Raw genomic sequence first — 11774 nt, forward strand, 5'->3', positions numbered from 1 at the left:
TTCTTTGTATTACTTTTGCACCATATCGGCTAGAGATTGCTTTTGTTGACCATTTTCATCGAAATTAGTTGGATCCAGCCAAGCTTCGAAGCGCTCTTTGATAGCTGGCCATTCTTGATCAATGATGGACAACCAGTCTGTGTCTCGAGTCCGACCTTTATAAACAACAGCCTGACGGAAACAGCCTTCATAGGTGAATCCCAAGCGCTCAGCTGCTTTACGAGAAGCTTGGTTTAAGGCATCACATTTCCACTCATAGCGTCTGTAGCCCAAATCCTCAAACACATAGCGCGCCAAGAGATACTGAGCTTCGGTTGCCATGCGTGTCTTCTTGAGCGCTGGTGAGTAGGTCACCGCTCCAACTTCAATCACTCGGTTGGCTTGATCCATCCGCATGAGAGAGAATGTCCCTAAAGCCTTGCCGGAATCTTTGTCTACAATCGCATAGTAAAAGCGACCTTGGGCTGTCATGAGATCATCCAACAGGCGATCCCACTCAGCTTCATTGTGGGCAGGGCCATTGAATAGATAGGTCCACATATCTGCTGGGGAGGCTGGCCCGTAGACCTGATAAAGATCCGCTCCGTGTTTTTCCTTTGACAGGCGCTCGATTACGGTATAGCGACCCTCAATCCGCTCAATAGCTGGTAGACGCCCCGGTGTAAAATCTGGCAGTTTATCTCCAATCGCTTGGCCAAATTCATTTGTTCTCATAAAATATCCTGCCCCACTGCTTTTTCGACATTATCGCGAATGCGTTGGCGTCCTAGCCCAGTCGAGCCCTTATGAGTAGGAATCAAGATGACTGCTGGAGTTACTTGGCGATCGTAGTGGGCAATGGTATCTGGGATTTCCTGAGCCATATCTTCCGTCAGATAGATGATGCCAAAATCTTCTTGGCTCAAGTGACGTAAGGTATTAATGGTTTCCTGAGCCTCTGCTACGGGAAAGGTCTGAAAGCCAATCATCTGAAAAGGAAGGATAGCATCTCGGTTTCCCACAACGGCAATTTTTTGCGTTTTACTGGCCATAGATCGGTCTCATCCTTTCTTTTATTTTGTCAATCGGGAGCTGATTATCCAGACCCGTCAAGACCAAACGTAAATTCTTCACCTCCAGCTCTTTTCCAAAAAGATAGCGAGCTAAAGGCAAGGGGCCGTCTGTCTCAAAGGAAGCTTGTTCCAAAATTCGGTACTTAATCACATGCTCCAGGTATTCCACTGTCTCAGCGCTCACTCTCCCTGCTCGCATCTGCTCTTCGTACCGAGTCAGTTCCACATCATAAGGCAAGGGATTGACTTGTTGAAACCAACTGATGAGGTTGCCCTGCTTCACACATTGGATGACTTCTCTTGCTGAGAGAGTTCCAGCATCGGACAAGAGTTGCTTCATAAAGCTTCCTGGCTTTTTCAGGCTGAGGGCCCGCTCAACTGTGATGACATTGTAACAATCAATGGTCAAGGTAACTAGCGATTCTAAAAGTGGATGCTCGAGGTTTTCCACCAAGCGTTTGAGATGATCAAAGTAAGCCAGATCCATGCCGATTTCCAGAACTCGAATATCCTGATAGTCGACATATTCCTGCCAGGTCGCTGCTACTTCCTGAGCCATAAACTCTGGACAGTTCTCTGAAGAAAAGGTCTTGGCTACTTGTTCAAGAACTGCTAACGAATAGGGGCCTGTATCCAATAATAAGAAGTTCAACTCCCGCCCCGTTGCTCGCTCTTTCAAGAAAACCTTGAGATTGTGATAGGTGTACTTGAGGGCAAAGAGGTCGACCACAGCTGGATTCGGAGCTACTTGATAAGCCCAGTCATACTCTGCTAGAAGGTGCTTCATCAAGGCTTGCTCGACTACTTGGACTTGACGCAGTTGATCTGCCTCCAAGGCATAGGCCGTCCCTTGCAAGAGACTGGCACGCGCTTCTGCATCTGGGCTGGTCAGAAGGGCATCAAACTGAGCTGGACTCAAAAAACTAGCTTCACGTACACTAATCCCGGTATTTACTTGAGAATACGTCCGTTCACTCATAGGCCCTCCTAGTTCTTCTCTTCTTTAAAAATGCTAGCTGCCATATGGAAGCTCTGCTCCTCCCGTACAGCATCGACGAGATCACGGTAGAGATAGCTGGCATCCACTTTGCCAAAGGAAAGGATAAAACCTGCTTCTTGGGCAAGAGTTTCTTTTGCTAACTGAAGCTGTGGATAGGCCTCTATCAAATCCTGACAATCTTGATCCGTTAGTTTTTCTGCCGTCACAGCACCTAGGGTTAAGACCATTGCTTGGTCTGCATAACGAGGAAGAATGCGGTGAAGAAATGCGAGTTCTTCTTCACGCGACCAAGCCGCCATTTTCTGGTAGGCGTCCGCAAACAACTCTTTTAAAACCCGTTGCTTGGTAACCAATGTTGATTGACGTTTTTGATTTTCGATTTGTTGGCTTTCACGTTGCAAGCGGCGCTCAATCGTCTGCAATTGAACCGCCCGTTGATGTAACTTTTCTTCTACCAAACGAGTTTCCTGCAACTGAGCTTCTGCTTGGACCTTAGCCGTCGCTTCCGCCACTAATTTCCGGCCTTTTTCATGGGCCTGTTCAAGGATGGAGTCCTTTAATTGGGAATAATCCGTCATTGTTTCTATTTCCTCCTTTGGAGTTCTTCACTACCGATAAAAAAGGTGTGTCTAGATTAGCCGACGCGAAGAGTCAAAAGGAAGGACACAACGAAGGCCAAGATGGCATAGGTTTCAACCATGGCCGCAAGGATAACTCCTTTCATCATGTCTTCTGGGCGTTTTGCCAAGATTTGCATCCCAGCAGTTGCGACATTCCCTTGGTGTTTCGCTGAGAAATAGCCAACAATCGCTACTGGAAGAGCTGTGAAGAAGTAAGCAACTCCTGTTTCAAGAGCCATATCTGGCTTAATTTGCAACCAGATCAAGATCCCGATAACGAAACCATACAGACCTTGTGTACCTGGCAGCAATTGCAAGATCAAAGCTTGGGCAAATTTTTCTGGTTGTTCTTTCAAGAGTGCGGCAGCAGCTTGACCAGTTTTACCAACACCGAGGGCTGAACCCATTCCGCTAAGAGCCACTGCAATGGCTACACCAAGTGCTGCAAAGAAGGCACCCCCATGGGTTGAGAAATATGAAGCTAAAGATTCCATGAATATACTCCTATAAAATTTTTTATGATTGATTTACTGAATTATTTTTTTGTTTTGACATAGCGTTCCGACGGTTTTAGAGGTCGGAAGGGTTTGCCACCACCCTCGTAGAACTTGCCAAAGAACTCGACAAAGATCAAACGAGCCCCGTGCACGTAGCCTGATAAGAAGGACAGGAACATGTTGATGGCATGGAGAAGGACAAAGAGCATAAGGCCGACTGTGAACCGTCCCAGAGTCGGGAAGAGATTGACAATCAAGTTAAAGGCTGACCCGATGCTAGCCCCAGATAAACCGAGCGCCATCAAACGGGTGAAGCTGACCAAGTCTCCGACATAGCCACTAACATTGTAGAGGTTAAACAAACCTGCTGCTAATCCTGATAATTTCTTGGCACTGACAATGGACACCACCAGAATCCCAATCGCATTGAGAATAGCTAGCCACTGGCCAATGGGAACTAGGTAGGATAAGCCTGGTAGGATATTCCCGACTGCTAAGAGCATCAAACCTAATAAGATCAAGACCCAGGCAAAGCCTGCATTGTAGGCTTCCGTATAGTCTTTCAGGCGGACATTTTTCATCCCTCCTAGGAAGAGACCAACCAAAACGGTGATGAAACCAAAGACAACCGATAGGATCAAGATGGTCATAGCATTGGTGGTCGTGCTGATCAAAGCAAAGGGCATCTCAAAGCCGAAGAAGGAACCATATACGACTCCCCAAAGGGCTACCGAGATTCCTAAGAGGCAGAAAAAGCGAAGGTTTTTTGCTACGCTCGGCCGTAGCTGGAAAGCTTTTAAAGCAAAACCAGTTGCCAGCGTTAACAAGAGGCCATAGCCGATATCCGCTACCATCATGCCAAAGAAAACAAAGTAGAAGAGAGAGACGATTGGCGTTGGATCTTTCTCGTAATACTTGGGCAAGGCATACATCTCTGTCACTAACTCGAAGGGCTCCACCAAGGCATTGTTTTTCAGCTTGATGGGCACCTGGTCCCATTCTTCTTGAGCGACTTCACGTGTCTGCAAGACGACTTGGTTCCCAAACTCCTTTTGAAGTTTGGCTTTTAAAGCTTCTAGTTGAGTAGTTTCAATCCATCCCTCTAGGGCAACCAAATGAGCTGTACTGGCAAGAGAGCCTTTGGCCTCTTCCCGGGCTCCTAGACTCAAGACATAATCGAGTTGATACTTGAGCTGGTTGAGGTCTTCCTTGGCTTGACTGAGCGTTTCCAACGTAGCTGCTTCGACAGCACCTTGTTCTTTGATTTCTCTCTTGAGTTGCTCCAAACGTTCTTTTGGTAGCGTTTCTCCTTGGTAATCAAACTCTTTGAAATGCGAACTGGTCAGCGTATCTTGAAGGTCTGTTAAATCCCCAGACTTATACAAGACTACCACCCCATGCTCCGTTTCCGAGCTAAAGACCACATCGACTTCTACATCTGGATGAGCCAGCAAGGCTTGTCGCGCCTGATCCTGTTCACTATTCGGAATGGTACCGATTAAGCCACGAACATAACGGAAACGCTTGAGCTGGTCAGGTGTTGTCGTCAAGGCAGCCCATTTTTCTAAAGAGGTGATTTCCTCTTGGGCTTGCTGGATGCGATCCCGAGCCTTTGCTAAGACAGCCAATTGTTTTTGTACGGACTGTAAAAGACGTTGCTCATCACGGATGACCCCATGAGACTCTAAATCGTGAAAAGACAAGGACAAGGGAGCTTCTTTTAGTTTTTCTAATCCCTTCTTCTGAGGAATAAAAGGCTCCAGGGCCTGTATGGCCTTTTCTAACTGCTCTTCCCGACGGCTTAGTTCATCCATTCTTAGAGCTGATCCTTTGGACCCATCACTCGTCTGAAAGGCAACCTGCCAATCCTCTTGCTCGCTCAAATCATAGATTTGGACCGACTCCTCTGACTGGAGCGACAAGAGAAGCTCGTCCATTAGATTTGTGGGCAAAACCAGAGAAAGGTGTTGCATTGGACTAATTGCCATAGGTTGCTACCACCTTTTCTACAATTTCGTCTACCAAAGCTGCGCGCTTATCTGTCATAGCTTGCTGCACCTTTTCGTCATTGCGTTGACTGGTCACTGCCAGGTCAGCTTCCAAGCTAGCAATCGTCGCTTTCGAGGACTCTTCCCGCTCTGCGACTAGCTTGGCGGTCTCTTTGTCATAGGATGCTGCTACCTCCTGTAGGTGATCACCTAGCTGTTGGCGCAAATTTTGGACCTGATCCTCGTAACTTGCGACAACGGCTTCTGCCGCCATTTCAATCTCTTGCATCATTTCGAGAGTTGCGTTGGCCATCACTCCACCTCCTTACCTCTTCCTTTACGAGAAGGAACAAATTCTTGTGTAAATTATAACATATTTCATCAACTTTTTTCAGCGTCTTTCCTTTGTTTCCAGAGCTTATTTTTTTCCAAAATGATTCCAAAGAAAAATGCGGATTCTGTTCCTTCTTTCAGTCGTTCGCTGGTCGTATTCCTTGTATATCCCAGTTTTTTATGTTATACTGTGAAATATATTATAGGATTTTCTCCATGTGTAACCTCAGTTGAAAGGAGGACCGCTGTGAAACAAGATCGTGATCTCCGAAGCATTATTAAGAGCCACCAAGAGGAAATGACGGAGCTAGAGTTAGACATTGCCCGCTATTTTTTATCTCCTGAAGCGCAGCAACACTCTCTTTCCTCGTCTAGAGTGACGGAACTTTTGCATGTATCAAAAGCCGCTTTGACCCGTTTTTCCCAAAAGTGTGGCTTCTCAGGCTACCGTGAATTTATTTATCACTTTAACGAAGAAACCAAATCTCAAAAGCAACAATCCCCGCACGACGAATTAACCCAGGATGTCTTGCGTCGCTACCAGCAGGTCCTTCAGGCTACAGAAACCCTAGCAAAAGATGACCAAATCAAAGAAGTCGCTAACTTAATCACTCAAGCAGATCGGGTCTACTTCTTCGGAAAAGGAAGTTCGGGTCTAGTCGCCTCCGAGATGAAACTTCGCTTCCTACGATTGGGCGTTGTTTGCGAGGCCTTAACCGATCAAGACGGCTTTGCATGGACGACCAGTATCTTGGATAAATCCTGCCTGGTCATTGCCTTCTCTCTATCGGGAACTACCCGCTCGATTATCCACAGCCTTCTGGATGCTAAAGAAATGGGAGCAAAAACCGTTCTTCTTACTGCTCAACCAGACGCTATCAAAGATGACTTTACGGAAATTTTACCAGTTGCTCCTCTACCTGGAAGCACCTATATCGACCGTATTACGGCAACCCTTCCCTTCTTAACCATGATTGATTTAATCTATGCTCACTTCCTCGAAATGGATCGGGAACGTAAAGAAAGAATTTTCAATAGCTATTGGGAAAACAAAAAACTCAATGGCTACGATTCACGTAGACGCTAGTCTTCTGATTTATCACCAGGAGCTGAGGATCCTTTCCTTGGTCTCCTGGTTTTTAATCTTCTTAAATGACTATAAATATAAGTCATTTTTTGAAAATTATCTAGCTGTTTTATGTAAAACAATAGTTTGTCTACATTCAAAAAAGCTCACCTAAGTGGTGAGCATTTTTTTGATTTAATTGCGTCTAGCTTGTTGTTGTTTGAAATGGTAGTAAGCTCCTATCATCCCTGCCGTATTTTGATGATGCGCAAACTCCAATTGTGTCTTGTCTGCTAGGCTCGGAACAAGAGAAGCCTTGAGAGCTGCTGAAATTTTGGGTTTCAAAATAGCTTCCTGTCCCATAACTCCACCACCAAGAATAACCACTTGAGGATTGACAACATAACAAATATTAGCAAGCCCCTTGCCTAGGTAGTCGACCATGCGATCGATTCCTGCCATACAGATGGTATTTCCTTGGGTCGCTTCCTTGAATATGCGACGACCACTCCATTGTTCGACAGGATCTCCATGTTGCTTGGCAACATATTCAACCAAAGCTGTCGTCGAAGCCAAATCTTGGAAGGCACCATCTTGAAGATGAAGGTAACCTACCTCGCAGGCAGAATTGCTAAAACCATGGAAAATCTCCCCATTGATCAAGAGACAGCCACCAATGCCAGTACCGACCGTTAAACAGACGGCAACTTGAGCCCCCTGGCCATTCCCTGACATCACTTCTGCTAAACCAGCACAGTTGACGTCATTTTCAATTTCGCAGGGAATTTGATAGGTCTCTTCAATTTCTTTTTTGAACTGAGTTCCTGCATAATTGGGAATCTGAGGGCCCGCATAAAAGATTTCCCCCTTATCGGGGTCAACCATCCCAGCTGACGAAATACAGACTCCAAGGATGTTATTTTCTTCGAGGTAAGATTCTACCAAAGCTTTGGTTTTCCCTAGAATCCCAGGGCCCCCTTTTTCAGCTTCTGTCGGCATTTCATGCGACTCGATCAGATTCTCTGCTTCATCAATCAGACCATATTTGATATTGGTCCCACCGATATCAATCGCTAGGTAATAGGCCATACACCTCTCCTTTCCGATTTACACTCTTTTTTAAAGGAAACGTTCCTTGACTTCACGGATTAAGCTAGCTGCTTTTTGGACCACTTCCTGGTCTCCTTCAGTTACTGGACTTAATGGACTCCGAACAGATCCCAGTTCTAGACCTTCATTGATCCGCAAGACTTCTTTAATGACGCCATACATGTTTCCATGAGCAGACGTCAAGACTCCGATAATACCGTTGATGGCAAATTGCAAGTCACGCGCAGTTTCCAAGTCTTTCTCAGCAATCAGCTGATTGAGTTTCAAGAAGAGCTCCGGCATAGCACCATAGGTGCCCCCAATACCAGCTCCTGCTCCCATAAGGCGGCCACCTAAGAATTGTTCATCTGGACCATTAAAGACGATATGGTCATCGCCTCCCAAAGAAGCAAAGGTCTGAATATCCTGAACAGGCATAGAGGAATTCTTCACCCCAATCACCCGTGGATTTTTCAACATTTCTGTATACAGACTCGGTGTCAAAGCTACCCCTGCCAATTGCGGGATATTGTAGATGACAAAGTCTGTGTTTGGTGCTGCTGCGCTGATTTCATTCCAGTAGTGGGCAACACTGTATTCTGGCAAGCGAAAATAAATTGGCGGAATGGCCGCAATGGCATCTACTCCTAGCTCTTCTGCATGTCGTGCCAATTCCACGCTGTCCTTGGTATTGTTGCAGGCCACGTGAGCGATGATGGTCAATTTTCCTTTAGCCACTGCCATGACTTCTTCTAAGACAAGCATACGATCGGCTACGCTCTGGTAGATACATTCGCCGGAAGATCCGTTGACATACAAGCCCTGCACACCTTTCGCGATAAAATATTCTACCAGCGCACGTACCCGCTCCGGGCTAATTTCTCCTTGGTCATCATAGCAGGCATAAAAAGCCGGGATGACTCCTTCATATTTTTTTAAATCTGACATTCTTTTCTCCTTTCACGAATGTTTACCAAATCCTATTTTTCTTTTTTATTCTTTAAAACGAGCAAATATCTTTTCCATCAATCCAACCTGTAGGAAGGTCAGGCTAGAAAAACCAATCAAGAAGAAGACCATGAGTCCTAGTAAAAAGCTTAAGACAGAAGTCACAAACACCATAGCTACTAGCAACAAGAGAGCCCCCATAACGAAGAACCATGGGAAATACAAACCAGATACAATCAGAGCTTTTTGTAGACACTCTGTCCAAGTCAATCGATAACGCGCCGCAATTGGATAGGCCGCTAGCATGACCAGAAGGAGGAAGATAAAGAGCCCTAGACAAACAGCTTTTAACACCTGCATTGGCAAGGCTGTCTGACTCCAAAAGAGGAACAAGTCAAAGAGACAGATCCCTGAAATGAGCAACTCTATCCCTCCGAGCTGAAGGCCCAACTTCCAATTTTCTCGAAAGGCGTTGATATAAGTCCGAATGACTGGTAAGCGACGCTGGTGTTTGATGGCAAAAACCGTTTGATACAAACTAATCTTTGCGATCCCGATGGTGACAATCGGCAGACAGCTCAGCACAAAAAGAAGATTGACTGTGACTAAGTCCGCTATTTTCTCGCTGATTCGCATCACCAGATTGTCAGTATTAAAAACTGTTTTGATCAATCCTGTTTCTCTTTGTGACATACCGTCTCCTTTCCGACTCTCTTAATCGATTAAAATTTTCACTAACTGTTTTCGAACGACTTCTTCTTGACCCGCATAACCATTAGGCTGATGAGGTTCCCCTGGGAAGAAAATCGCAAAATTATGATAACCCAGATGTAGCGGATAAGACTCCTGGCAATGGACAAAACCGATGTCCGATGCTTCATCAAAGGCGAGCGCCTCACCTGTCACACGAGATCCATAACTCGAAAACTCATGTCCTTCTACCAAAAGATGCAAATCGGCATATCTTTTGTGGTGCTCAAAGCGAGTGCTTTCTTCTTTATTGAGGGTGTTTTCTTGAACGACGAGAAAGACCTTATCTCCATCAATGTCGTATCTCCCTAATTCAAAAGAATCCTTCCGATGCTCATAGAGAAAATCAATGGCCTGATCTAGATTGGGATGGATCCCTTTGTAAAAGGTGATGTTTTTTAAATCATCAAATATCATACACTTTTCCTTTCGACACTTCTTAAGACGAGAAAAGAAAATAAGTGATTTCTTCCCTAGCCCCTTTTAGGGCACCGATGAGGTGTAGAGCCTGCAAGAGCCCTACACCTCTCAGCCTAGAAAAAAGTATCTGTACACTACTATCGTTTGTCCAAACAGACGGCTTATCCCTTGACCGCTCCCATGGTAATCCCTTGAGTGAAGGATTTTTGGAAGACCAGGAAGACCGTAACGATTGGCACCGCAGCCAAAGCTGCTCCAGCCATGATCAAGCCATAGTTGGTGGCCATTTCAGCCTGCATGGTTGCTACCCCTAGTGAAATGGTCAGGTTTTGCCGAGAGGTCAGCATTACCAATTGCATAAAGTAGTCGTTCCAGGTATTGATGAAGGTAAAGATGGCAAGAGCTGCAAATCCCGGCTTGACAATTGGGAAGGCAACGCTCCAGAAAGTCCGCAACTCTCCACAACCATCGATCTTAGCAGATTCTAAGAGTTCTGTTGGGATGTTTTCACTAAATTGTTTCATCAAGAAGACCCCGAATGGCCATCCGACCAGTGGCAAGATTACCGCTGCAAGAGTATCGTGGATTCCCATAAAGTTGATAATGCGTACCAATGGAACCAAGACAACTTGTTTTGGAAGGGCCATGGCTGCGATAAAGGTAGCAAAGAGAATTCGTTGCCCATAGAAGCGTTTCTTAGCCAAGACATAGCCTGCCAAAGAAGAGGTCATACATACCAAAAGCATGGTAGCAAGGGAGATGAAGACACTATTCCACAACCATTGCAGGGCTGGGTTTTGTACCATCAACTGTTGGAAATTTTCCATGGTTGGTGTCTTTGGCCACCATTGAGGTGGGATCATAATGGTATCTGGCTGAGACTTAAAGGCCCCTGTCAAAATCCAATAAAATGGGAAAATGAACAAGACTGTCAAAAGGAGCAAAATGATCGTTGAAATCACTGTAAAGGCAGTGATGGGTTTCTTTTGTGTTGGTTTCATCTGAGGCTCCTTTCTTTAGTATTCTACATCGTTTCCGAGGATCTTGAATTGCGCAAAACTGATAATGGCAATCATCACTGCAAGGAAGACACCCATGGTGTTGGCATAACCGTATTCAGAGAGCTTAAAGGCTTTTTCATATAAGTAGTACATGAGGGTACTCGTTGAGTAGTTTGGACCACCGGATGTCAATAATTGGATCAAGGCGAAACATTGGAAAGAGTTAATGGTCGTAATGATCGCAATGTACAAGGTTGTTGGCAATAAGCTTGGCCATTTGATCTTCCAGAAAACTTGCAGTTCTGTCGCACCATCGACACGCGCTGCTTCGACGAGAGAATTATCAATATTTCCCATAGCAGCGATGTAGAGGATGATCGGTTGACCAACAGAGGTGGTCAACAAGATGATGATGATGGCCATCAAAGCCCAGTGTTTGTCCCCCAACCAAGAAATGTTTTGGTTGATGACATGTCCAGATTTCAATACAAAGTTCAAAATACCTGATAGTGGATCATAGATCCATTTCCATACTACTGTAACAGCTACACTCCCTGTAACAACAGGAAGGAAGAAGACGAAACGGTAGAAGGAACGCGCAATGGCATTTTGATGATAGGTCTGAGAAGCCACAAACAAGGAAAACAACACTACGATTGGAACGGATCCAATAACGATGATAACGGTATTGATCAAGGACTTGATAAAGACCTTATCCGCAAACATGCGGGAATAATTTTCAAAACCAACAAATTTGAAGGAGGTCATAGAGTAATTGAAGAAACTAGTGACAAAGCCCATAATCATTGGTGCTAATACAAAGACAATAAAGAAGATTAAAATGGGTGCTAAGAATGCGTAGGAAACCAGCGTCTCCCTCATTCGGATTTTGTTTACCTTCACAATAAGGCACCTCCTGATGTTCTTTTTCTATTTTTTCCTTGATTCCTATGTGGAATGGATGGCACTGCCCTTTCCTACATATGATAATTAGGAGAGCGAAAACACGA

At 45.2% G+C, this 11774-nt stretch carries 14 protein-coding genes; 1 reads left to right on the plus strand and 13 read right to left on the minus strand.

Going from position 1 to position 11774, the window contains the following annotated elements:
* Positions 1–9 precede the first annotated feature (9 nt).
* The 7 genes from ACOXXR_RS09200 to ACOXXR_RS09230 are packed head-to-tail and all read right to left on the minus strand — an operon-like array spanning position 10 to position 5470.
* On the minus strand, positions 10–714 hold the full coding sequence (locus ACOXXR_RS09200) for a GNAT family N-acetyltransferase (protein ID WP_445278466.1): 705 nt from the start codon (positions 712–714) through the stop codon (positions 10–12).
* Positions 711–1031 (minus strand): V-type ATP synthase subunit F, encoded by a 321-nt coding sequence (locus tag ACOXXR_RS09205; RefSeq protein ID WP_023027501.1) that lies wholly within the window; start codon positions 1029–1031, stop codon positions 711–713. Before ACOXXR_RS09205 ends, ACOXXR_RS09200 begins: the two co-directional genes overlap by 4 nt.
* Entirely contained in the window at positions 1021–2031 is a 1011-nt protein-coding gene (locus tag ACOXXR_RS09210) for a V-type ATPase subunit (protein WP_270309054.1), read from the minus strand. Before ACOXXR_RS09210 ends, ACOXXR_RS09205 begins: the two co-directional genes overlap by 11 nt.
* A gap of 8 nt (positions 2032–2039) precedes the next feature.
* Positions 2040–2630 carry a hypothetical protein gene (locus ACOXXR_RS09215; RefSeq protein WP_195612138.1) on the minus strand — a complete coding sequence of 197 codons (591 nt, stop codon included), beginning with the start codon at positions 2628–2630 and terminating at the stop codon, positions 2040–2042.
* 56 nt (positions 2631–2686) lie between these two features.
* Positions 2687–3166, minus strand: coding sequence for a V-type ATP synthase subunit K (locus ACOXXR_RS09220; RefSeq protein ID WP_023024938.1), 480 nt, complete (start codon positions 3164–3166; stop codon positions 2687–2689).
* Positions 3167–3207: 41 nt separating this feature from the next.
* Positions 3208–5157 (minus strand): V-type ATP synthase subunit I, encoded by a 1950-nt coding sequence (locus ACOXXR_RS09225; protein ID WP_445278467.1) that lies wholly within the window; start codon positions 5155–5157, stop codon positions 3208–3210.
* Positions 5147–5470: a hypothetical protein gene (locus tag ACOXXR_RS09230; protein ID WP_129270542.1), complete on the minus strand. Its 324-nt coding sequence runs from the start codon at positions 5468–5470 to the stop codon at positions 5147–5149. Before ACOXXR_RS09230 ends, ACOXXR_RS09225 begins: the two co-directional genes overlap by 11 nt.
* 318 nt (positions 5471–5788) lie before the next feature.
* Between ACOXXR_RS09230 and ACOXXR_RS09235 the strand changes: the two genes are divergently transcribed.
* Positions 5789–6577 carry a MurR/RpiR family transcriptional regulator gene (locus ACOXXR_RS09235; RefSeq protein ID WP_445278876.1) on the plus strand — a complete coding sequence of 263 codons (789 nt, stop codon included), beginning with the start codon at positions 5789–5791 and terminating at the stop codon, positions 6575–6577.
* 174 nt (positions 6578–6751) lie between these two features.
* On the opposite strand, the gene ACOXXR_RS09240 is transcribed toward ACOXXR_RS09235, so the two are convergent.
* The 6 genes from ACOXXR_RS09240 to ACOXXR_RS09265 all read right to left on the minus strand — a co-directional run bounded on the left by ACOXXR_RS09240 (position 6752) and on the right by ACOXXR_RS09265 (position 11667).
* Complete coding sequence (locus ACOXXR_RS09240; protein WP_342992201.1) at positions 6752–7645, minus strand: ROK family protein; 894 nt, start codon at positions 7643–7645, stop codon at positions 6752–6754.
* A 30-nt stretch (positions 7646–7675) separates the two neighbouring features.
* Positions 7676–8593, minus strand: coding sequence for a dihydrodipicolinate synthase family protein (locus ACOXXR_RS09245; RefSeq protein ID WP_342992200.1), 918 nt, complete (start codon positions 8591–8593; stop codon positions 7676–7678).
* Positions 8594–8638: 45 nt separating this feature from the next.
* A complete protein-coding gene (locus tag ACOXXR_RS09250; protein WP_445278468.1) occupies positions 8639–9286 on the minus strand; it encodes a YesL family protein in 648 nt (215 codons plus the stop codon).
* Between the two features lie 21 nt (positions 9287–9307).
* The gene (locus tag ACOXXR_RS09255; protein ID WP_445278469.1) at positions 9308–9760 is read right to left on the minus strand and encodes a YhcH/YjgK/YiaL family protein; all 453 of its coding nucleotides are present in this window, start codon (positions 9758–9760) and stop codon (positions 9308–9310) included.
* A 164-nt stretch (positions 9761–9924) separates the two neighbouring features.
* Positions 9925–10764, minus strand: coding sequence for a carbohydrate ABC transporter permease (locus tag ACOXXR_RS09260; RefSeq protein WP_048717106.1), 840 nt, complete (start codon positions 10762–10764; stop codon positions 9925–9927).
* Positions 10765–10779: 15 nt separating this feature from the next.
* Positions 10780–11667, minus strand: coding sequence for a carbohydrate ABC transporter permease (locus ACOXXR_RS09265; protein ID WP_023027490.1), 888 nt, complete (start codon positions 11665–11667; stop codon positions 10780–10782).
* Positions 11668–11774: the final 107 nt, after the last annotated feature.

This window comes from Streptococcus sp. KHUD_013 (assembly GCF_052588545.1).